The 22,055-nt window shown below is 45.9% G+C and carries 24 protein-coding genes and 2 pseudogenes; 17 read left to right on the top strand and 9 right to left on the bottom strand.

What is annotated here, in order from left to right; all coding sequences use genetic code 11:
- Both ACKTR5_RS06735 and ACKTR5_RS06730 read left to right on the top strand, forming a co-directional pair.
- Nucleotides 1-541: pseudogene (locus ACKTR5_RS06735) on the top strand (hypothetical protein); the annotation flags it as partial.
- Nucleotides 542-694: 153 nt separating this feature from the next.
- A complete protein-coding gene (locus ACKTR5_RS06730) occupies nt 695-1,150 on the top strand; it encodes a universal stress protein (RefSeq protein ID WP_407880213.1) in 456 nt (151 codons plus the stop codon).
- 410 nt (nt 1,151-1,560) lie between these two features.
- Here ACKTR5_RS06730 and ACKTR5_RS06725 read toward each other — a convergent pair whose 3' ends face one another.
- Together ACKTR5_RS06725 and ACKTR5_RS06720 are read right to left on the bottom strand one after the other, a co-directional pair.
- Nucleotides 1,561-1,785: a hypothetical protein gene (locus ACKTR5_RS06725; protein ID WP_407880211.1), complete on the bottom strand. Its 225-nt coding sequence runs from the start codon at nt 1,783-1,785 to the stop codon at nt 1,561-1,563.
- A 675-nt stretch (nt 1,786-2,460) separates the two neighbouring features.
- Nucleotides 2,461-2,724: a hypothetical protein gene (locus ACKTR5_RS06720; RefSeq protein ID WP_407880209.1), complete on the bottom strand. Its 264-nt coding sequence runs from the start codon at nt 2,722-2,724 to the stop codon at nt 2,461-2,463.
- Between the two features lie 691 nt (nt 2,725-3,415).
- Between ACKTR5_RS06720 and ACKTR5_RS06715 the strand changes: the two genes are divergently transcribed.
- A complete protein-coding gene (locus ACKTR5_RS06715) occupies nt 3,416-6,106 on the top strand; it encodes a bacterial Ig-like domain-containing protein (protein ID WP_407880208.1) in 2,691 nt (896 codons plus the stop codon).
- 201 nt (nt 6,107-6,307) lie between these two features.
- Here the strand turns inward: ACKTR5_RS06715 and ACKTR5_RS06710 are convergent, their stop codons facing one another.
- A complete protein-coding gene (locus ACKTR5_RS06710; RefSeq protein WP_407880207.1) occupies nt 6,308-6,817 on the bottom strand; it encodes a hypothetical protein in 510 nt (169 codons plus the stop codon).
- A gap of 253 nt (nt 6,818-7,070) precedes the next feature.
- Here ACKTR5_RS06710 and ACKTR5_RS06705 point away from each other — a divergent pair.
- Nucleotides 7,071-7,642 (top strand): annotated as a pseudogene (locus tag ACKTR5_RS06705) (TMEM175 family protein).
- A 61-nt stretch (nt 7,643-7,703) separates the two neighbouring features.
- Here the strand turns inward: ACKTR5_RS06705 and ACKTR5_RS06700 are convergent.
- The 3 genes from ACKTR5_RS06700 to ACKTR5_RS06690 are packed head-to-tail and all read right to left on the bottom strand — an operon-like array spanning nt 7,704 to nt 9,334.
- On the bottom strand, nt 7,704-8,477 hold the full coding sequence (locus ACKTR5_RS06700; protein ID WP_407880205.1) for an ion transporter: 774 nt from the start codon (nt 8,475-8,477) through the stop codon (nt 7,704-7,706).
- Between the two features lie 28 nt (nt 8,478-8,505).
- On the bottom strand, nt 8,506-9,090 hold the full coding sequence (locus ACKTR5_RS06695; protein ID WP_407880203.1) for a hypothetical protein: 585 nt from the start codon (nt 9,088-9,090) through the stop codon (nt 8,506-8,508).
- 25 nt (nt 9,091-9,115) lie between these two features.
- Nucleotides 9,116-9,334 (bottom strand): hypothetical protein, encoded by a 219-nt coding sequence (locus ACKTR5_RS06690; RefSeq protein WP_407880201.1) that lies wholly within the window; start codon nt 9,332-9,334, stop codon nt 9,116-9,118.
- Between the two features lie 219 nt (nt 9,335-9,553).
- Between ACKTR5_RS06690 and ACKTR5_RS06685 the strand changes: the two genes are divergently transcribed.
- From ACKTR5_RS06685 to ACKTR5_RS06670, 4 genes are read left to right on the top strand one after another with little or no spacing between them, the layout of a single operon-like run.
- Nucleotides 9,554-9,901, top strand: coding sequence for a PadR family transcriptional regulator (locus tag ACKTR5_RS06685; RefSeq protein ID WP_407880199.1), 348 nt, complete (start codon nt 9,554-9,556; stop codon nt 9,899-9,901).
- Entirely contained in the window at nt 9,891-10,535 is a 645-nt protein-coding gene (locus ACKTR5_RS06680; protein ID WP_407880197.1) for a DUF1700 domain-containing protein, read from the top strand. The genes ACKTR5_RS06685 and ACKTR5_RS06680 overlap by 11 nt, the downstream gene beginning before the upstream one ends.
- 1 nt (nt 10,536) lies before the next feature.
- Nucleotides 10,537-11,448, top strand: coding sequence for a DUF4097 family beta strand repeat-containing protein (locus ACKTR5_RS06675; protein WP_407880196.1), 912 nt, complete (start codon nt 10,537-10,539; stop codon nt 11,446-11,448).
- A 25-nt stretch (nt 11,449-11,473) separates the two neighbouring features.
- A complete protein-coding gene (locus ACKTR5_RS06670; RefSeq protein ID WP_407880194.1) occupies nt 11,474-11,752 on the top strand; it encodes a PspC domain-containing protein in 279 nt (92 codons plus the stop codon).
- 51 nt (nt 11,753-11,803) lie between these two features.
- On the opposite strand, the gene ACKTR5_RS06665 is transcribed toward ACKTR5_RS06670, so the two are convergent.
- Both ACKTR5_RS06665 and ACKTR5_RS06660 read right to left on the bottom strand, forming a co-directional pair.
- Nucleotides 11,804-12,499, bottom strand: coding sequence for a CPBP family intramembrane glutamic endopeptidase (locus ACKTR5_RS06665; RefSeq protein ID WP_407880192.1), 696 nt, complete (start codon nt 12,497-12,499; stop codon nt 11,804-11,806).
- Nucleotides 12,492-12,707 (bottom strand): hypothetical protein, encoded by a 216-nt coding sequence (locus ACKTR5_RS06660; RefSeq protein WP_407880190.1) that lies wholly within the window; start codon nt 12,705-12,707, stop codon nt 12,492-12,494. The genes ACKTR5_RS06665 and ACKTR5_RS06660 overlap by 8 nt, the downstream gene beginning before the upstream one ends.
- 421 nt (nt 12,708-13,128) lie before the next feature.
- Here ACKTR5_RS06660 and ACKTR5_RS06655 point away from each other — a divergent pair, with 421 nt between their 5' ends.
- The 8 genes from ACKTR5_RS06655 (at nt 13,129) to ACKTR5_RS06620 (ending at nt 19,963) form a co-directional block, all read left to right on the top strand.
- On the top strand, nt 13,129-13,590 hold the full coding sequence (locus ACKTR5_RS06655; protein WP_407880189.1) for a MarR family winged helix-turn-helix transcriptional regulator: 462 nt from the start codon (nt 13,129-13,131) through the stop codon (nt 13,588-13,590).
- 168 nt (nt 13,591-13,758) lie between these two features.
- Complete coding sequence (folB, locus tag ACKTR5_RS06650; protein ID WP_407880187.1) at nt 13,759-14,124, top strand: dihydroneopterin aldolase; 366 nt, start codon at nt 13,759-13,761, stop codon at nt 14,122-14,124.
- Nucleotides 14,121-14,600 (top strand): 2-amino-4-hydroxy-6-hydroxymethyldihydropteridine diphosphokinase, encoded by a 480-nt coding sequence (gene folK, locus ACKTR5_RS06645; protein WP_407880185.1) that lies wholly within the window; start codon nt 14,121-14,123, stop codon nt 14,598-14,600. Before folB ends, folK begins: the two co-directional genes overlap by 4 nt.
- A 27-nt stretch (nt 14,601-14,627) precedes the next feature.
- On the top strand, nt 14,628-15,209 hold the full coding sequence (gene folE / locus ACKTR5_RS06640; RefSeq protein WP_407880183.1) for a GTP cyclohydrolase I FolE: 582 nt from the start codon (nt 14,628-14,630) through the stop codon (nt 15,207-15,209).
- On the top strand, nt 15,190-16,524 hold the full coding sequence (locus ACKTR5_RS06635) for a bifunctional folylpolyglutamate synthase/dihydrofolate synthase (RefSeq protein WP_407880181.1): 1,335 nt from the start codon (nt 15,190-15,192) through the stop codon (nt 16,522-16,524). The genes folE and ACKTR5_RS06635 overlap by 20 nt, the downstream gene beginning before the upstream one ends.
- Nucleotides 16,517-17,131 carry a non-canonical purine NTP pyrophosphatase gene (locus ACKTR5_RS06630; RefSeq protein WP_407880180.1) on the top strand — a complete coding sequence of 205 codons (615 nt, stop codon included), beginning with the start codon at nt 16,517-16,519 and terminating at the stop codon, nt 17,129-17,131. Before ACKTR5_RS06635 ends, ACKTR5_RS06630 begins: the two co-directional genes overlap by 8 nt.
- Complete coding sequence (gene folP, locus ACKTR5_RS06625) at nt 17,131-18,294, top strand: dihydropteroate synthase (protein WP_407880178.1); 1,164 nt, start codon at nt 17,131-17,133, stop codon at nt 18,292-18,294. Before ACKTR5_RS06630 ends, folP begins: the two co-directional genes overlap by 1 nt.
- 115 nt (nt 18,295-18,409) lie before the next feature.
- Nucleotides 18,410-19,963, top strand: a complete 1,554-nt coding sequence (locus ACKTR5_RS06620) for a UDP-N-acetylmuramoyl-L-alanyl-D-glutamate--2,6-diaminopimelate ligase (RefSeq protein ID WP_407880176.1) — start codon at nt 18,410-18,412, stop codon at nt 19,961-19,963.
- Nucleotides 19,964-20,069: 106 nt separating this feature from the next.
- On the opposite strand, the gene ACKTR5_RS06615 is transcribed toward ACKTR5_RS06620, so the two are convergent.
- Nucleotides 20,070-20,420 (bottom strand): DUF1516 family protein, encoded by a 351-nt coding sequence (locus tag ACKTR5_RS06615; RefSeq protein ID WP_407880174.1) that lies wholly within the window; start codon nt 20,418-20,420, stop codon nt 20,070-20,072.
- A gap of 134 nt (nt 20,421-20,554) precedes the next feature.
- Here ACKTR5_RS06615 and ACKTR5_RS06610 point away from each other — a divergent pair, with 134 nt between their 5' ends.
- On the top strand, nt 20,555-21,955 hold the full coding sequence (locus ACKTR5_RS06610) for an MATE family efflux transporter (RefSeq protein WP_407880172.1): 1,401 nt from the start codon (nt 20,555-20,557) through the stop codon (nt 21,953-21,955).
- The last annotated feature ends 100 nt before the right edge of the window (nt 21,956-22,055 follow it).

The raw sequence follows: 22,055 nt of genomic DNA, 5'->3' as shown, positions 1-22,055 counted from the left end.
CATTGCTGATCCATGGACGGGTGACAACGCATGGGGTGCTTGGGGAGTGCCCACGATTTTTCAGTACAGCTCAACCGGGCGTTTATCAGGCTGGAATGGCAGCCTTGATTTAAGCATGGCTTATCTTGATGGTGACGGCTGGGACAAGTTCACCAATGCGGGTGGTAATGGGCAAAAGGTTGATCCAACGCCCACACCAGCCCCGGAATATACTCAGGCCGCCATTGATGGTATCTTTTACGTGGATCAATTAGTGGCATACAATGGTAATTCGTATGCAGTGAATAATGATGTTGCACTACATCCCGTGGACTTCAACAACTACATTCCACTAGAGCCGTTGACCACCGTTGATACGTACGGTAACCGAATCGATCAGCAGATGTTAAATGATGGCTCATTCTTTACCTTTGGTGATAACGTGCAAGAAACGTACTTTGAGGTCGCTTATTTAGACAACAACGCAGTCAAGCTAACTATGGGTGGTGAACCAGTGTGGTTTGATCGTAATGCCTTAGGTGATCGATTGAAACTACAATAATCGGCTAAAGTAACATAATGTGTTGAATACCCTGTACGATTAACTTTTTAATAAGTGAATTTCATACTTGAGGATAAGCGCATGAAATGACGACAAATAACGGTGATGCTACAATGTATTTGTAGAGAAATAAACTATAGAGGAGGTTATTTTATGCCATTTAGTCCCAAACATATTTTAGTTCCTACAGATGGATCAGAAAATGCTGAACTTGCGTTGCGACAGGCTGTTGATATCGCTAAGTTATCTGACGCTGATATTTCACTTTTAGAGGTTGTAGCACCACTATATCCAGCTGCGGGAATGGGCGTTGTTGCAACTGAAAACTTTCCAGAAAACCTGGTTCAAATTGCAAAAGAAGATGTTAAAAAGCTTAGTCAAAAGATTAGTGAAGAAACAGGTTTTAACAAAATCACAACATATGTCGTGACTAATTCGCCTAAACCCACGATTGCGCGTAAATTTCCTGAAGAACATGATGTTGACTTAATCGTTATTGGTGCTACGGGGACTAACGCTTTTTCTCGCGTAGTGTTAGGATCTACCACCGGATATGTAGTTCGTAGTGCAAAAGTTGATGTCATGGTTGTTAAGCCCCAAGATGGATAATTTATGAATTGACACCGGCAAAAACTGGGTAAGTGTAAAGTGTGTTTAAAATTTTGAACGTACAATAGATACAAAAAAGTGCTAACTTCCTAAATTAATGGAGGTTGGCACTTTTTTTGATTAATGATTCCGTCATTTAATTACGAATAAGGTTGTGACACCAGCTAAGATGATAATGCCAATAATGATGGCTGATAAACTAAGTTACCAACGAGTTATTTTGTGATGAAATGTATCTGATTTTTGAGATCGAGGAAAAATGGCATTTAACGGATAATATCCGCCAAATGGTGTTTCATTTAATGACACCTTTAATTGGGGTAGAAATTTTTCGATATCAGTAATTATCATGATAAAGGTCACGTCCTTTAATAAATGCGCATTGAAGTAGACATTAAAGACAAATGAATTTAACGATTATAAACATACGTGTAATTACCGTGTTCATCCTGTTTAAAAGTGAATTCATGATCCAAGGAATCGTTGGCACGCCAACGAGTTACTTCATAGTGTAAGGTATTAGACTCCTGTAAACGATTTAGCACGCCTCCAACAAGTGCATGATCGTCTGAGTATGAACCGCGTAAAACGCTCTTTAACGCCGGTAAAAACTCTTCAACATTAGTAATTTCCATTCTGAACACCTCTCTTATTAAGCCTTAAGTTCATTTAATCACAAACCAGTAAAAACAACAACCATTTTATAATGCTTTTGTGACATGGTATTAACTTGAAAGGTATTCCTGAATTAATCTAATTGATTGCTATCTTGTTTTTTTAATCACATTGAAAATGCGCATTTTTAAGCTATGATGGCCAGTGATAATATGCTAAAAGTGAAATGATCTTTTGAGAATATATGTAGTTTGACCCGCCCAGTGATTTATATGTGAGCGCTGAGAGCAGACCTGCGAAAAACGTTGTCATATCAACGACGTTCGAATCCAGCCAGGGGGCAGTTTTTGAATAAATTAAGGGTTCTGTCAAACCCTTGTGTAAGTAGGCTAGACGTTGTTATATCAGCGTCTAGCCTACTTTTTTGTTGCTCTGAAAATTTTAGGAAGTTTCATGGAATTTCATAAAACTGTGCACGCTTGTGCATGGATTTGGTAACTGTGCACTGATTTATTAGTTGGTAGCAGCGGGTTTGATGAACTGAGTTCGGTCAAAAGCTCGGTGAACTTCTTTATCTTGAGTTGCTCGAAATTCTTGCTGAATGTGTGTGTATGTCTACTGGCTGACACTATTGGTGCAATTAAGTTTCCAAAATTAAAGGCGACCACAAAAAAGTGATCGCCGGCATTATTAAGTTATCCATGGATGAGGTCTAGAAGCATTAGCCATACTTGGTTTAGCAAATTAGCACCCGTGGCTAGTCGATAGAGCAATAGACCAACTAGAAGAGATCCAATGAAGCCAATCCAGAAGTCACGTTTGTTAGCTCTGCGCTGTCTTATCCGTTGTTGTTCTGCTTCAAATACAGCACGGTTGCTATTCATTCGCTTAACGTATTCATCATGCCATTTAGGGTTGTTGGCTCGCTTGATAAGAAACTCATCTGTGTGATATGCCATGTAAATTACCACCGATTCTTTTATTATCTTTATTTTAATATCCAGTAATCAAAACTGCAATGTAATTAACTAAGCGGTAAGCGATTATGCGTTTTGAGGTGAAATAAAGTGGCCATAATGGACTACCTTGGCGATGTATTGAAACATGCGATGACCATTATTGGTTTTTCCAGAATTCAATTTATGAATTTAAGAATTGATATTTTGTCTCAGAATTCTTATCAAATAAATCAAAACGACTCAATCTGACGAATTATGCACGGAGTAAACAGCAATCTTTAAAACAGCAAAAAGAGGCTTGCAATCAACGTTGATTGTAAGCCTCTATTACTTTATTGAATTAAATCACCCATCAATGACGATAGCGTCGAAGCAAGTAGGCACTTATCCCTGCCATGAGACCAATAATTGGAATATAGCGACTGATTTAGCTTTTTGATTTTAAAAACTTTCCCTCTGTTTCCCAATGACTTGTGCACAGGATGATTTCATCATAACGATTCTGGAAAATCGGGATAACCTCCTCGCTTTTGAACGGATTTAAGGAAGGCACAGTGGCATTATTTTTAGCCGGAGGTTCCTAGAAGATTGGTTGTGGACATGTTAAAATTAGTTTGCTCAATAAAAATGTAAACAATTTAACGTTGATTAGACTTAAGAAATATAATCTTAAAACTAAGAAGGCTTTATAATGATATACGAATCGAGACGGAAGCTATTAGCGAAGCAAACGAATAAGAACCGGTTGTTGGTGCCCGTTATGTTTGTGACGATGGGGACGGTTAGCTTGTTTTCATTTGGGGGACTGACAACGGTTGCTCATGCGGAAAGTGTGCCGACTGCGCCATCGACTGATAACGGGACACCTCAATCGGCCTTAGCAATAGCGTCCAGTTATTCGTTAAGCGCGGCCGATTCGACGGCAAGTGTTGCGGCCAGCGTGGCAACCTCAAGCAGTGCTAGTGCCATTAAAAGTGCTGTGAGCGAAACGACCAGTCAAGCGTTCACTGCATCTGTGAGCGCACACTCGACAGGAACTGAACCCGTGAGTGCAGCATCAGCGTCGGCTTCAACGGCAACGAGTTCTGTTTCGGTTGCAACAAGTACGGCTAGCGCAAGCACTAGTGTGGCAACATCGCAAGCCCAATCAGTGGCGCCAAAAGCCATGATGAGTTTAGCAAGCACACCAGCTTCCACTGTAACAGCGCCAACGTTAACGCAAGCGCCGACGTTATCAAACTTTTTTGTAAGTCCTAACGGGAACTATGTATTATACAATGCTCAAGCAACGCTTGATTTATACCCATACAACGTTTCAAATCATAATAAACAGTTGTATGGCTTTTATGTTGTTCTACCACAATCGATTACAGGACAGTCGTTAGATAAAATGCAAAGTGCCGCGGATGCACTTGTGACCCAGATGAAGGCTCTGGGATTTACCATTGACACACTGACTGTGGTGCAACTCAACGATACAACTGACGGTCGTGAAGTGTATTACTTTAGACCAAACGATGGTGCCAATGATACCGGAGCGACCATTCCAGACTCATCAAAATGGGCAACGCTTCATTTGCCGATCAATACCGGAGCGGATGTTAGTTCAACCCCTAAGACGATTCAAATGAATGCAAATACAATGTCTGAATTAGCAACAAACGGGGTCCTCTTTGCTGGTTCAGGTTCATACCCTGTTCCAGGGGCACCGTATCCAACAGTTTCATCCGCAAGTTTAGGGATTAATGCACCAGACGCAAATTTAATGGGAATTGTCTATACGGGGATTGGAAGAACGCTGACATACATGCACGTTAACGTTACCGATACGTATAACGTTGTTGATGCCCAGACGGGAAAGGTCATTAAGATCCTAACGAAGAGTGGGCAGGACGGTACACAATATTCGCGGCAGGGGTTTGTTGATACACTTGCTGCATTAGGCCTTGATCCAACCGTTTATAATGGTCAGAGCATGAGCATTAATGATGGGACGCTTACCGGTGAGGTGACGTTTGCACCGTCCGTTTGGAATTCTTCAGGACAAACAAATGTGCCCGGGCAAACCTATACAATTACGGTTGGTCGTGTTAAAACGAGCATTAATGGCCATGATAGTAACTTGATTGCCGGTTCAAGCACCAAGTGGCAAGTGAGTGATAACTTTGATGGTGCAACCGATATTAATGGGAATCCGGTGTCTTTGAGTGAAGTTCATGTGGACGGCACGGTTAATCCACGAGCCGCTGGTGATTATCCAGTAACCTATAGTTACACGGACACTCAAGGAAATGTCGTTAGTAAGAAAGTCACTGTTCACGTGACGGCCACTAAGGCCAGTGTCACCGGTCATGACAGTAATTTGATTGCTGGTCCAAACACGAAATGGCAAGCAAGTGATAACTTTGACGGCGCAACGGACGCTAATGGAAACCCAGTAACGTTAAACAACGTCTCAGTTTCCGGTACCGTGAATCCACAAGTTCCAGGCGACTATGCGGTGACCTATAGTTACACGGACACCCAAGGAAATGTCGTTAGCAAGATAGTCACTGTTCACGTGACGGCAAGTAAGGCCAGTGTTACCGGTCATGACAGCACCGTGATTGCCGGTCCAAACACGAAATGGCAAGCAAGTGATAACTTTGATGGTGCAACCGATATTAATGGGAATTCGTTGACGTTAACCGACGTCACAGTTTCCGGTTCGGTTAACCCACAAGTCGCTGGTGATTATCCAGTAATCTATAGTTATACAGACGTTCAAGGAAATGTCGTTAGTAAGACGGCCACCATTCACGTGACAGCTACTAAGGCCAGTGTCACCGGCCATGACAGCACCGTGATTGCTGGTCCAAACACAAAATGGCAGGCAAGCGATAACTTTGATGGCGCGATGGATGAAAACGGCAATCCGTTGACGCTTACCGACGTTACGGTTTCTGGCAGCGTGAATTCACAGGTTGCTGGTGACTATGCGGTGACGTATAGTTACACAGACGCCGAAGGAAACCAGGTTAGCAAAACCATTACTGTTCATGTGATTAAAAATAATGATGCAGGTAATGGCGGTAATCAGCAAGGCAACGGCGGGAACGGAACTTCGGGAACACCAACGACGCCTGGAACAACAGGGACCGGAACAACCGGAACTGGCTCCGCCACAACAACGTGGTCGACAGCACAACAAAGTTCACTAACTCAAGTGGGCGTAACCACAGCACTTCCAGCGCGGTCTGCGAATAGTGCGAACCAACAAAAGCAAGCGGAACTTCCTGAAACAGGAGAACAGTACAGCAACCTGTTTGCAGTGATTATGTTGGCCGTTTTGGGACTGCTCGGATTGGTGGGTTACCGGCCCAAACATCGGAAACGGAATTAATGACTGATAAATGGTGATTTACCGAGATTAAAATAACGTGAACGCTTAATGGCAGTTTTTCGCCGTGAGCGTTCACGTTATTTGTTTGGACTGAAAAAGGGTGACTGGGTCGTGCTTCTGCTGCAAAAGCGAGGTTTTTTAGAAAGTGACGCCATCAACCGGGCTAACTTGCCAAGTGATCGTGTGGCCTGTTTGATCTGTCTACGTCCACGTCCCAAAGGAAACCGAATCACCATCATTAGTGTACGGAATATCAAAATTAGCAATGTGAATGGTGTCTTTCGTGATCGTGTAGTCGATGCTACTAGACGGATTGTAACTTCCGATCCCCTTGATCATGGCAGAAGAGTCACTGTCGAAACGAATGAGCATCGCCGAATCATGAACCAGGTTTTGCGGGGCTTTGTTCGCGGTCATGGCCTTGTCAGTAGCCTCACCGTCATACTGAATGGGGGTGACACGATAACTCTTACCGAGTAGTCCACGACTGACCCCTGTGATGGATGATGTTGATGCGGAATCAACGGGGGTCGATTCTTGTGATGTTACTGATTGTGCATTTGATTGTTTTGATCGATCGTTACTGACATGAACCTGACTCGTCGAAATTGATTGTGAATTATAACTGCCGTTAGGATGATTGGCAGCACCACAGGCTGTGAGAATTAGCAGGCACAGCATTACGATGGCTAGGCCAAGTGTTTTTTTCATTGGAACTCCCCGAAGATAAGTTAATGGTAAAAGTTTTTATCATCAGAAACGGGTTTAATCACAGACCTGACTGACGCACCCCAAAATTAGGCGTGACGCGTTTCTGATGTCACTATAATACACTAAACGATGGCGCAATGAGTATTGATTTACTGAATGATGCCATGCGTTGACGTTTTAAACGGCGAACATCATTGGTACTATTAACTTGATTGCGGATAACTAATTTTAAGAGAAATGAGGAACCTTGACCATGGATAAGGACCGTTTGGCCGCATTCACTGACGCGGTGCTGGCAATTATCATGACAATTCTTGTGTTAGAATTAAAAAAGCCGACCCACGTTACAATCGCTGGATTGTGGGCGCTAAGACTAAACTTCTTTGCGTATACGCTCACATTTTTTGGTTAGGGCTTATGTGGACTACGCATCATAATAGCTGGGTCAAAATTAAGAAGGTCAGTACGCAAACAATTATTTATAGTTTATTAATGCTCTTTTTCGCTTCATTTTTCCCATATACGACAGCGTTAGTTGCTGATAACTTTCAAAATGCTGTGGCACAGAGTGTTTACGGCGTCATTGTGCTGGCAGTGACGTTTTCGAACCTGGGGATTTCACATTCGATTAACGTGGCCAATGAGGATGTGCATTTAGGATTGTTATACACAATTTCGGATGCCGCAGTGGTGCTTGACATTACAATCAAGATAATCGGGTTGGTCCTAACGATGACCATTTTTCCACCAGCAACACTGATCGCAGTGTTTTTATCAATGATGTCATTTGGATTTAATCGCCATAGGTGGGCGAGTGGTGTGTAACCATTTAATAAACGGGAATCAATAAAGCATGAACAACATCATGGTCGACGTTGTTCATGCTTTATTTGGTTGATTTTGCGTTTAAGGATTCGGTTAATGTTTGAACGCTGTTAGTGAGAACCGTTAACTGCTTTTGTTGTTGCTGGTTTTGTTCTTGTAATTGCTTCAGCTCAGTCAGGAGTGCTTCGGTTGTTGCTTTTTCCTGCTGGGTTGATCCTTGAGCAAAGTAAGCTGTGAGGGTACTGGTCAACATCCCCACAAACCCGACACCAACCAGCATGAGGACAATGGCGACTGCCTTACCAGTCGCGGTGTGGGGCGAAACGTCACCATAACCCACTGTTGTTGCCGTGGTGATGGACCACCAGAGGGCGTTTCCGAAGGACGTTTTCTCAACCGTTGAGTAGATGGAGGCCGCTAGAAGAATAACGGTGATGCTGGCGTACAGAAGGTAAATGAACCCGTTCGTTTTAAGAAAATCGGCCAGTTTGTTTTTAAGTTTACCAATCACCCCTGCCATGCGGAAAATCCGAAAGAGACGAACGATTCGGAAGATGCGTGAGAAACGAAAGAGAGCAAACATATAATTGACCGGGATAATGGCTAGCAGATCTAGCATGTGCGTTCGAACATAGCTGCGCTTTGAATCAGCGGTCATTAGACCACTCAGGTAGTCAATCACGAAGAGGGCCCAGATGGTGTTATCAATGAATGAAAATGGGGGTTGTGCAAGATTGATTTCACCGGTTAAGTCGAAAAGGGTGAGTCCGATCGATGTGATCGCTAGCAGGACGATCAGCAGGTCATAACCCCGACGCAATGAAATTTTCGTCATGATTGATGTCGTTTCCTTTAATAAGATTTTAATTATTACTTTGAATGCGATCATCTTCAAAGTGGTGGTCTTTCATTTGGTTAGCCAGTCGTTTAGAGGTATAGAAGTGCTGATTCGTCCAAACATCCGCGCCACCCGCGGCAAAGAGAACGGGCGTCTTTTTGCCGTTGATTGTTTCTTGACCAACCCGGTAAAAGTCACCATCCCCGGCAGACTGGTACCAACCTTTGAGGTTGATCCACCGTTGTCCTTTATAAGTAACTGAGCTGTAAATCGCCCAGTGATCGCGCTTATTTTTTTCGCTTGTTGTGCTTACCTGCCGTTTGCCGCTTAAAATCGCCTTATCAGCAGCTGTCCGGTTTGTAACGGTGTGGATGAGGACAGTGGTGTCACCACTCATTAATTTATTACCAGCAAAGGTGAGCTGGTCAAGCTTCTTTGTGTCGGCATTAATCCCATACCAGGTCTTGTTAAATGATGCTGGAAAGTGAGCCGTGCGGGCTGTTGTCGATTGGTGGCTTGTTGCGCGCGGACGGTCCGCAGCTTTGGAGCAACCAGCTGCCAACGTGACGACACTAAGAACTGTGATCAACCATATCACCAATCTTTTCATGTTAACCTCACCTTTGTTTGTTGAGTTAGTTTGCTGCCGAAAAAATCACGGCTGCAATTATCGTGATAATTAGTAGGACACCGGTCAAACTTCCGACAATAATCATTCCCAACTTACCGGTAGTTTTAGCAGCCTTGGTAGTGGTCAATCGCCCAATAAAATAGGTCGTTAAAAACCCGCCAAAAATAAGGCTATTTATTACAAAAAGGACGAAAAAGATGAAGAAGTAAAGTGTTGCAGTCATGAGTGATTCCTCCAGAAGAATGAATTGAGTTCAATAAAGGTGCCGGCAATTTAGCTTTCCAAACGCTAATTATAATGAAATAAATTATATCATAGCCAGAACAACTTCAGTAGAATGAGAGCGCCGTCTATTTAATTAAGAATATTAGATTGACTTTTATATTATATGACATATAATATAGTCATAAACAAAGAGAACGCAGTCAAGGAGGCCAGTGCGATGAGTATTCAAATCAGTACTGAACTGCTGGATGGCATGGTTCTTGCGTTACTTAGCCGTGAAGATTATTACGGTTACGCCTTAACACAACGAATTCAGGAATCAATTACGGTTTCTGAATCAACCATGTATCCAGTTTTGCGGCGGTTAAGAAAAGAGGATTGGCTGACAACGTATGATCAACCATTTCAAGGTCGAAACCGCCGGTATTATAAAATTACAGCCGCTGGTCGTGAGCGGTTAGCAGAAATATTGCATGAGTGGGGCGCCTATAAAGATAGTTTAGATAAAATCTTGTTACCACCGGCACACATGCAAGCAAAGGGGGAAAAAGGCGATGACAAGTGAAGCCTATTTAAGTGAACTTGAACGGCGGTTGCATAATTTAACGGCGGCTGAACGTGCTGATGTGATGGATTTTTACACGGAGTACGTGAACGATGCGGGATTGACATCGGGGGATGCAATCATTGAAAAACTGGGGACGCCAAAGCAACTGGCACGGAAAGTTCTAGCCGATTACTCCATTCGTGAAAATGAAACAGCTGAGCAAAAGGGTGAACGGCGGAGTCCACGATCAAACGCCAACATGGTGTGGCTCATCATTTTGGCCGTTTTATCGACACCGGTGACCATTCCGGTGGCCATTGCGATTGTGGCATTATTATTACTGTGCGTGTTTATTTGCGCCCTCATAATTGGAACCGGCATTTTCGTGGCCTTAGTCTTGTTAGCGGTCGGGATCTTTGTCGCCGGAATGGCGTTTTATACCGGGTTTAGCTTGTTGTTTACCCATTTGTTTGTCGGGCTAGCTTACCTGGGAATTGGGTTCACTGGCCTAGGGATTGCGCTGATGCTGATTCCAGCATGCTACTACCTGATTCGGGTTCTCATCCAAATGACCGCAAACTTCATTCGGTTCATTTACCGGAAATTGAGCAGCCGGCGGCAACAGCCTAAGCAACTAAAGGGGGACCAATAAAATGAAACGAACGTTTAAGATTGGGATTTGGTTCCTAGTGGTCGGGGTGATTTTGATCATGATTGGCGCCATCACGCACAGTTTTCGGGACGTGACGTACAATAAAAACTTCCGACCAGAGTTAGCACAAACGAAAACCGTTACGAAGCACGTTAAGGCATTCGACACATTGACCGTTAACCTGAAGTCAAGTCAGCTGCGGGTCAAAGAGGGCGACCAGTTTCGCGTTCAAATGCGTGGAGAAAGTAAGGCACTGCCAACCGTTGAACAAACAGGTAAAACTTTAAAAATCACCCAACATCGCAGTGAAAACCAACACGTCCAGTGGGGGTTTGAAAACAACGAGGGTGGTTTGATTAACTTTAGTGCTAATGACGGAAAGATGGCCGACCGGACGGTGGTTGTGACCGTTCCTCGAGGAACAAAACTAAACGTGATCAATGCACACAATGATGACGGCAGCATTCGGATGACGGATGTTTCAACGAAAAAGTTGACGGTTAATTCAAATTCAGATGTTAGTTTGGAAACCATGACGATCAAAAAGCCAACCACCATCAAAGCCGATGGTGTTTACGTTGAAAACGTAACGTTAACTAATCCACAAATCACATCAAGCGATGATGTTGCACTGAAAAACGTGACCTTGAACCAGGGGACGATCAAGCTAAATAATGGTGATTTCCGGATGCATGACGGGAGCTTTACCGGGGTTGTGAGCGTCTTTAATGACGATGGTGACAACACGGTGGTTGGCGCGGATCATAGCAAGGGTTACATCATCTCGCATACGAGTGGTGGTAACGCACTGTTTGATCAGGCCAACAGTGATGGTGGACAATTGCAACAAAACGAAACCAATGCAGATCGGTTGCAATTGAACACCAATGATGGTGATAATTCAGTTAAGTAAACAATCAACGAAGGAGGACTGAACCATGAAAAAGCAATTAACAAAATCAAATGACAGGGTGCTAGCCGGTGTTTTTGGTGGGGTTGCTGAATACTTCAACTGGGACAAGGCGTTGACCCGTGTAATTGGGAGTATCCTCATCTTATCATCCATCGGGACAGGACTGGTGGTTTACGCTATTGCAGCCTTAGTTATGCCAGACGCGGATGATTCGCAGTCAAATGGGTCGCGGCAAAGCCATCATCAAGATGAAACCAACACATTTGACGGGGAGTTTACCGACCCCGACCAAAAGCGGCAATAACCGCTACTAAAGACTGCCGTAAGCATTAGATGCTTACGGCAGTTTTTTACGTTATTTGAGTATCAGTAACAATTGGCTCATGGCCATTGCGTTGATTAGAAAGTGAACCATAACGGACGTAAATTGTTTATGTGTTCGCTGGTAGACAAAGGCCAGGACGCTACCCATGAAGAAATAAATCAAGAAACTAATGACGTTGCTAGAGGCATGGCCGGCAGAAAAGAGAATGCTTGAAAGAATGATCTTCGGCCATAGTTTTGTTTGATCAAAAAAGAGGTTTGTGAATACACCACGAAAAACGAGTTCCTCTAAAAACGGGGTGAGGGAAACCGTTGAGACCACGATGGCGACGAGGGCGACCGGACTGGTTTTGAGCATGCTTGCAATTGCATCATTATTTTCAGTTGACCGCTGATGGTAAAGTAGTTGTTGGAGAGCCATCAGACCATTTTCACCAACTAAAATAACAACGTAGGCAAGTAGTGCAATTCCAACATCGCGAAGGTGAAAGTCATGGAATAACCGCTCATTAGACCAGTGCCGAAACCGACGGAATGCAATCCAAATACAGAGGCCAAAGAGAGCCCAATAGGCGATGAGAAGCCCGTAACCACTCGGATTATGGAAGCTTGTTTTGGGTGCAAATAACAGAAGCATCGGGGGAAGCTGGACCATCAAACAGAGCAGGATGGTCTCAATAATCCGGTCAAACCGGGAAGTTTGGGTCGCGTCAAGTGGTTTATTCATGGGTGGTTGACTCCTGTTGTTTTTGCTGGTGGCGTCGTAATTGCCAGATCTTAATCCAGGCAATGAGCCCGGTCGTTATCAAAAAGGCCCCGATCCAGAGGACAGCTAACGGTAGACCGGTAAGGTGCTGAATTTCCGTGATCCAGACAACCCCGCCAAAAATGGCGGCAGCAAGTAGGAAAATAATGGCAGTGATAATGTGGCGCATGGTGAACCTCCTTTAATCGTGGCTTTATTGTAGCATAGTCGTTAAGTGACGCTCTGAATAGTTGGCATTAAAAAAGGACCAACATTGCTGTTGACCCAACCAAGAGGCGGCACGTGGTGATCACCACTGTTTGCATTGGCCTGCGCCCAACCAGACGTTGGGTATGAACCGTTGCGCTCAGAAGCGAGGGGGCCACGTGCGGTCGGGGGTGAGGATTGCGCTTTTGCACGACGGCTCACACAACATTCGACACCTTGGCGTGCTTCTTGGCACCCTAATTATCCGAGAATGAGCTAACCGGTGCAAATTATCTGTCTTTTAAATATCTATAAAAGGGTTGCTTTTTTTCGTTCCTTACGTACAATTGAATTGTGTTAGTTGGTAAATAAAAAAGGATCTTAATTACAAAGAGGGTTGAAAAATGGCAGATGCAGTAAAACCACGCCTGTTAGACGAACAGCTTTGTGTAGCGGTTTATAATGCCAATAAACTGTTTAATCATTTCTATACAGAAGCTTTAAAACCATTCCATTTGACGTATGCACAGTACATTACACTTTGTGCGTTATGGGAAGAAAATGGGCAAAATGTGCGCGAACTGGGGGAACACCTTAGTTTGGACAGCGGCACGTTGACGCCCATGCTCCGGCGGTTAGAAAATAATGGCTGGGTGCAACGGCAACGGTCAAAGGAAGATGAACGGCAGGTTAACGTGACCCTAACAGAAATGGGTCGTGGAAAGCGTGATGAAATCTATGCTCAAGTTAATTCGTGCATGGATCTGTTGGGCTATGACAAGTCAGCATACGCTGATGCGCGGAGCAGTGCACGGGGATTATCCACGCGGTTAACGGCGATTAGTGACGAAGAATTGAAGGACTAACGGCTGATTAGTGTCGTTCAAAGCGTTCAGAAGGGTTGTTTGATAACAACTTTTGAACGCTTTTTTGTGGTTTCAATGAAAGACTGGTAAGAGAGCACGTTCCCCGGTATTTCACGGGGGGCTGTGCTAAGATTGAACAAGATCTTTTAGTGAAGGACGTGAAGAAAAATGGGCAAGATTAGAATTAATAACATGAGTTTTCACACTTATAACGGCGTGTATGCCGAAGAAAAAAAGCTTGGGCAACGGTTAGAAATGGACGTTGAACTTGCTTACCCCATTGAAACAAAGGTTCATGACGACGATTTAACAACGACCATTCATTATGGTCACGTTTATAATGACATTGAAGATTTTGTGTTAACGCACCCCTATAACTTAATTGAATCATTGGCAAACAACACGCTTGCAATGCTTCAAGCAAAGTACCCACAGGCAACGGGGATTAAATTACGGGTCCGCAAATATGCGGTGCCGATTGCCGGCATTTTTGACAACATTGAAATTGAAGTGACGGGAGGCGACCTCCAATGACCACGGCTTATTTAAGTTTGGGCGCTAATATTGGTAATCGCCGCAAACATTTGTTATACGCAATTGCGCGTTTACGTGCAGATCAAGCAACATCAGCGATGGCTGTTGCCCATTTTTATGAAACGGCACCGGTGGGTGGTGTCAGTCAACCTGACTTTTTGAACACAGCCGTTGCAGTTGAAACGAGTCGGTCGGCCGAATCGTTACTCACGTTTATCCATGAATTAGAGCAGGCAGAACACCGGCACCGCTTCGTTCACTGGGGCCCCCGGTCGTTAGATATTGACATTGTTTTTTATGGCACGGCGCACATTCATACTGAAACACTAACGGTACCGCATCCAGAAGCTGCCAATCGACGGTTTGTATTGGAACCGCTGTTAGAAATAAGCGGGGCAGATCGACAATTGCAACGGCAGCTAACGGATTGGTTAGCGGAGACACCAGATCATCAACCGATTCAGCGATTAGGGTAAAGAACGGCATAAGGGAGACAATAATTAATGACAGATGAACAACAGGCAAACATTACGGCGGCGGTTCGGACGATTTTGACTAACGTCGGCGAAGATCCAGATCGAGCTGGCTTAGTTGAAACACCCATGCGTGTCGCAAAGGCATACGCAGAGATGTTTTCTTCTTTGGATAAGGAAGAATTTGTTGATTACAAGTTATTTAAAGAAGACACAAATGCGGATATGGTCCTCGTGGGCCAGATTCCGTTTTACTCAATGTGTGAACATCACTTACTCCCATTCTTTGGGCAGGTCAATGTGGCCTACGTGCCAAAAGATGGAACGATCATTGGTCTTAGCAAGATCCCGCGGTTAGTGGATTTTGTAACACGGCGGCCAACCGTTCAGGAAAATGTAACGAACGAAATTGCCGCGGAATTAGTCCGGATTTTGGCGCCTGCTGGGGTGGCTGTTAGTGTTTCGGCTCGTCACATGTGCATGGAAATGCGCGGGGTCAATAAGACGGGCTCCGTGACCCAAACGGTTAAATATACCGGAACGTTTAAAACTGACGCAGCGCTTCGACAAGAGTTTCTTACGAGGACAAGTCATGGCAATCTTAACCTATGAGGTCTTACTAGCGACGTTAAATCGGGCGATGCTGGCCGGCTTTGACGACCGGGTGCCACTGTTACGGAAAATATTGGCGGCCGCCGGTGCACCTGATCACGCCGCTCCAAAAATCCATGTGGTTGGTACAAACGGAAAGGGATCCACTGTGGCTCTAACAGCGGCGATTTTGCAAGCCGCCGAGTTCACCGTGGGAACTTTTTCCAGTCCGGCCATTAGTGATGATCGCGAACAGATCCAAATTAACGGTCAGTTGATCAGCCAGGACGCGTTTGTGGCAAGTTATCAGGCGCTGTTACCAACGGTTATTGCTGTGGCCGGTGCTAGTGATCAGCTCAGTATTTTTGAATGGGAGTTTTTGATTGCGGTGTGGTGGTTTGCCAACCAACACGTGGACATGATGTTATTTGAAGCCGGGTTAGGTGGGCTGATGGATGCAACCAATGCGATTAGTGCGCCGTTGTTAAGCGTTGTGACGCACATTGCGTTGGACCACACGCGAATCCTGGGACCAACAATTACTGACATTGCCCAAAATAAGGCCGGAATCATTAAATCAGGAACGACTGTTGTGTTGGCAGATGGTGAGCCCATGGCGGCCATTACCGTTGTGGAGGCCGCTGCAAAAGCAAAGAACGCCCCGCTAAAGCGAGCACAAGTAAGCGTCCAGTTAACCCACGTTCGGCCGGAAACCACGGGCACCCGGATGGATATTCATTTGGCCGAGGAAACCATAACTGACGTGCGGCTGAACTTGGTTGGTGAGCACCAGGTGACCAACGCGGCGACGGTTGTGACCATTATTAATCAGTTGCGGCTTGCCGGTTGGCAGATTTCAGCAGCGGCAATTCGCACGGGGTTCGAGCGGGTTCAATTGCCGGGCCGAATGACCTACCTACCTGAAACAACGGGGCACCCAGCGCTGTGGATCGACGGGGCCCATAATCCAGACGGGATGCAAGCACTAGTGAAGACACTGCGGCAACTGTATCCAAACAAGCGACTAACGTTTGTCCTTGGCTTCTTGGCGGATAAAAATGTCGATGAAATGTTGGCGCAGGTGTTGCCGCTGGCAGACCGGGTGATTTTGACGGTTCCAGACCAACACGAGCGGGCACTGGCAAGTTCTGCTCTGGCAGAAAAGGTCACGGCGGTATTAACGCGCCAGCAGTTAGCGGATGTTGCCGTGCAATTAGCCCCAACTGCGCAGATGGCACTAACTTTATTACGTGAAACGCCAGGATCAACACCAATCGTTATTACGGGCAGTTTTTATTTGATTCGGGCATTGCGGGAGGCAGGACTAAATGAGTAAACCACTGTTAGTGGCAGCGACCAATAATCGGCAAAAATTTGCCGAACTTGCGCGCGTGTTTGCGGCTAATGGGCAAACGCTTCAGCCGTATTGGCTGTACGTAGGCCGCCAGCAGTTCCCAAAAGAGGGCACGGCGGATTTTACGAATAACGCGGAGGGCAAAGCACGGTTTGTCCAAACGCTTCTGCCAGAGGCTGTCGTCATTGCCGATGACAGTGGTTTGTTGGTGGATGCATTGCCAGACCATTTTGGCATCACGACCATGCGCGAACTGATGGCGCATGCACAAACCGATGCGGCGATGAATGACTATATTCTTGAATTGTTAAATCAACATGCAGGTGAACCACGGACCGCGACGTTGACAACCACGCTAACAGTTGCGGGACCAAATGAAACGTGGTTAACAGCAACGGGGCAAACCAACTTTACGGTGCCAAGTGCTCCGCGCGGTAACCATAGCGTCGGGTTTGACAAAATTATGTGGCTTCCAGAAGTGGGCCTGACGCTGGCAGAATTGCCGGACGCAGCTCGAATTCCGTTTACACCGCGGGGAAAGGCAGTGCCCGTTTTATTAGAGAAGATGCGCGCAGTGGGGGTAATTTAATGAAACTCAGTGAATTAACAACTAAACCAGCGACAACGTTTGCAGAAGCAGCACTCGCGGATGCCATGGCGCATCATCAACAGATTGGGCTCCAATTTAGTGAGTTCAGTGGTGAAGAACAGAACCGTTTGGTTGCATTACTTGGAAATCTTGATGCCGTTACTTTTTCCAGCAGTGCGGATCAAGCAAGCATTCAAACGCTGGTGAGCAGTGATGCTTTGCCAGTCCTAGCGAACCAACTTGAGCGACAATTTGCTGATTCGGCGCTGGTTGAAACATTGCAAACCATTCAACGGGCTCACGAAGTCCACTGGCTGGCCGGACGATTTGACTTTAACGTGTCAACCACGCCGCTCATTTACGGAATTGTTAACGTTAGCCCAGAATCATTTTATGATGGTGGTCGTTACGTTGAGATGACGAGTATTTTGAACCGGGTTCAAGAACTGGTGGACGCGGGCGTTCCCGTCATTGAACTTGGTGGGCAAACGACCCGCCCCGGGTTTAAAGAACTGCCTGTGGATGTTGAAATTGACCGGGTGGTTCCTGCTATTCGGGCAGTGAAGACGCGTTTTCCGGAGGTAGCCATTGCAGTTGATACATACAAGTTGCCGGTGACGAAGGCTGTTTTGGCGGAGGGTGTCGACATCATTAATGATGTTAATGCGTTTACAGATGACCTTCGAAAGTTGACCCTGCTGGCACCATCATCCGTCGGGGTATTAACGATGCACGCCAGTCGGGGGCATGAATATGAAAATTTGACCACATCCATGCGAGATTTTTTCACCGATAATCTTGCTGCGCTGGAAGCAGCGGGCATTGACCGTGAACGGATTGCACTGGATGAAGGAATTGGTTACGCCAAGGTTGCTGATGGGTACCAGGACTTTACCATGATGCGCAATATTGACCAGTTTTTACCGTTGCAACGCCCGTTAATGATTGCGATTTCGCGGAAGGGCTTTGGTCATAAGCTCTTTGGCTTGGCCAAAGATGACCGCCTGCCTGTGACCCTGATTGCGGAAGCGTACATGTATTTACATGGGGGCCGAATTTTACGGGTTCACGACGCAACGGAGACGGTCCAATTGGTCAAGTTGCTTCAGACGATTGAAAGTAGTTACTGGTTTCCAGATCGTGACGAACCAACACGTCACTAATCGTGAACCAGGACGACGGCCATGATTTGGTCATTGAAGTGAGATCGCCAAAAGCTAATCAAAAAATGGTGTATAATGAAGTTTCAAAAAAACGTTAGGGGAAGTTTGTGAACCTATGGCAAAATTGCATTTAACAAGCGCACAGATCCAGCTGATTTTGCGCGAACATCATTTATTGGTTGATGTCGTTCAACCGACGCCAGGTGCTGGTGAACTGGACGTGACGTCTGTGACCTATGATTCACGAACGGCCGCAGCTAACGGGTTATTTTTCTGCAAAGGAAATTTTAACGTTGCTTACCTTGAAACGGCCGTTGCGGCCGGGATTACCGGGTACGTGTCAGAAATCGCCTACCCAGAGCAACCCGTTACGGGCTTCATTGTTTCAAACGTTCAGCAAGCAATGGCACTGCTGGGGGCGGCGTTTTATGGCTATCCCCAAGATGACCTGTTCATCGTTGCCTTTACGGGAACGAAAGGGAAGACGACCTCGGCCTACTTTACACGGGGCATCCTTCAGCAATCGACTGAAAATAAAACGGCGCTATTTTCGACGATTGATCGAATCCTTGGCCCACGTCCAGAGCAAGAATTTAAGTCTGATTTAACCACACCGGAATCACTGGATCTATTCCATGACATGCGGGAAGCGGTGGATTCAGGGATGACCCACCTAGTGATGGAGGTCTCCTCACAGGCGTATAAACGGGACCGTGTCTTCGGCTTGACGTATGACGTTGGTGTGTTCTTGAACATTACACCAGATCACATCGGCCGTAATGAGCACCCCACGTTTGCTGATTATCTATTCTGTAAGTCACAACTGTTGGTCAACTCGCGGCGGTGTATTATCAATGCTGAAACAGACCACTTGGAAGACGTGTACATGGCGGCCAAGATGACAACGGCCCCAGAAAACATCTATGTGTATGCCCGCGAAGGGGTTACGCCAACGATTGATGTCCCGGTAAACTTCCAGTTCCGTAGCAATGAAGATAACCTGAAGGACGCTAAGTTCACAGTGTCAGCGACGGCAAATGAATCAGCCATTGACGTTAGTGGTGATTATGAGTTGGCGTTACCAGGTGACTATAACGAAAGTAATGCGGTGGCTTCGATCATTGCGGCAACACTTGCCGGGGCCACAGTCGCGCAGGCCCAAACGAGTCTGCCAACGACCCGTGTTCCAGGACGGTTCGAATCAGTGCAAACAAAGCAACATGGCACGATATTTGTGGATTATGCCCATAATTACGCTTCTGTTAAAGCATTGTTGTCGTTTTTACACAAACAGTATGACGATAGCCGGGTGATCGTTGTGGTGGGGAGCCCTGGTGACAAGGGGATCTCACGGCGCGAAGGGTTTGGTAAGGCACTGAATGAAGAAGCGGATGTGGTTTACCTCACGGCGGATGATCCTGGTTTTGAAGATCCTGCTGACATTGCGGCCCAAATTGATGCGCATATTGATCACGAGCGCGTGGATGTCCACGTGCAGATTGATCGCCCAACAGCCATTCATGATGCCATTTCAGATAGTCATGGCAACGATATTGTGGTTTTGGCGGCGAAGGGTGAAGATCCGTATCAAAAGGTGCGGGGCGTTGACACACCATACCCAACGGACATGGCGGTGGCTAAACGAGTCGTGGCTGATTTAGAGGGCTAAGGCCGGGCGCCGATGACCCTGTTTGATAAGGAAGCAAATTAAAATGGCCGATTTCCCACGGCGGGAAATCGGCCATTATCATTGGTAAAAGGCGTTTTGGAACGGTTTAACTGAAGATGTGAAGTGACACCCCTAAAATAATGGTCAGCAGAAAGCCGGCACCGAGCAGCCAGTAAAGGGTGGTCGTCACGTGGGTCTCCTGTTTTCTTGCAAAAACAATTTCAATGAGACCAATTAAAATGATGCCGAAGAGGCCCTTAATGATGGTCAGTAGTGGGGCATGACTGAACGTTCTGGCGGCCTCGATGACGCCGCTAATGATCATAATCATGTACAAAACACGACTCCACATGAGCCAGACCTTAATGCGTTTTTCCGTTTTGCTAGCAAGTCCAGCAATTACGGTAATGAGTAAAAAAATGGCGCCCCAGAGGTGACTGGCGATAAGTAGGTTCATAATGAGGTCCTTTCCGTGCACACAACTTGACATGTAATTATAGTTATTCTAGCATGGTTAAACCACGGCGTTAAGCAGTGTTTAATGCGCTAAATAAATTCGCCAACGGTCGAAGTGATAAAGGAGGTCACAGTGTGGGTGATTTAACCGAGGGGAAGCCCTTAAAATTAATTTTCTTGTTTACAATGCCGCTGCTCATTGGGAATTTATTCCAGCAGTTGTACAACATTTCAGATACGGTTGTTGTGGGGCAGACGCTTGGTGTCGACGCACTTGCGGCCGTTGGATCAACCGGGTCAATCAGCTTTTTGATCATTGGTTTTGCGCAGGGACTGACGGCGGGGCTATCAATTGTGACTGCCCAGCGATTTGGGGCCCGGGATGCAAAGGGCGTTCGCGAAAGCTTTGCCGCGAGCATTTGGATTAGCATTGCGGTCACGGTGACACTAACCGTGCTGTCGTTAGCATTTGTGCACCCAATTCTTTACTTAATGCAAACACCGACTGCAATTTACCATGATGCCCAAACGTTTATTTCCATCATTTTTGCAGGAATCTTTGCCTCCGTGGCGTTTAACCTGTTATCAAACATGATCCGCGGGCTGGGTGATTCACGGACGCCGTTATATTTTTTGATTATTGGGACTGTTATTAACGTTATTTTAGAACTGGTTTTCATTCTTGTGTTTCATATGGGTGTTGCCGGGGCCGGTTATGCGACGGTGATTTCACAAATGATTGCCAGCGTCTTATGTATGGTTTACATTTGGCGGCACGTCCCGTTACTACGAATCACTGCGCAGGACATGTGGGCCGGACTGGGGCAACTGTGGGAACACTTTGCAACCGGATTGCCAATGGGTTTTCAAATGTCGATCATTGCCATCGGAACGATTGTCATGCAGGCTGCACTGAACAGCTTGGGAACCGATTCGGTGGCTTCATCAACAGCGGCCAGTAAAATTGACCAAATTGCGACAATGCCGATGTCCTCATTTGGGGTAACGATGGCAACATTCGCGGCGCAAAATATGGGCGCCGGAAAGTACCGCCGAATTATCACGGGGGTTCGACAAACCCTCGTTTTGTCAGGTGGTTTTGCCATTGCGGTCGGAATTTTGGAAGTGGTTTTTGGCCGCTCATTGGTGAAGCTTTTCATCAGCAATGGGAATGAACACGTCCTCCAATTGTCACAAACGTACTTCAATGTGATTGCGACGAGTTATATTTTTCTAGCAGTCTTATTTATTATCCGAAATACCCTTCAAGGGGTTGGTCAGCAAGCAATGCCGACGTTTGCGGGAATTGCGGAACTGGTCATGCGGACCCTGACAGCCTTCTTTTTGGTTGGTCCACTTGGCTATGCCGGGGCAGTTTCGGCCGAACCACTGGCCTGGGTCGGCTCGTGTATTGTGTTGATTCCATCATACATGCGGGCAATTCGGCAGTTACGGAATCTACAAAACATGCATGATCAAAATGAACAGGACAAAGCGATTTCAGAGGCCACAAGCCCAGCAGAGAGCAAAAGTTGAATTTTGTTGTGAATTTTGTTAAGATACATTCTCGTATGCAAGTTTGCATGGGACCAGAATAACCGATGATCACCCAGTGTGATCCGGAACTTGAGGTGAA

The sequence above is a fragment of the Furfurilactobacillus entadae genome, assembly GCF_045862745.1.
In the GTDB taxonomy this organism is placed as follows: Bacteria; Bacillota; Bacilli; order Lactobacillales; family Lactobacillaceae; genus Furfurilactobacillus; species Furfurilactobacillus entadae.
The sequence above is the reverse complement of the archived record's forward strand: the minus strand, read 5'-3'. Positions and strand labels throughout refer to the sequence as shown.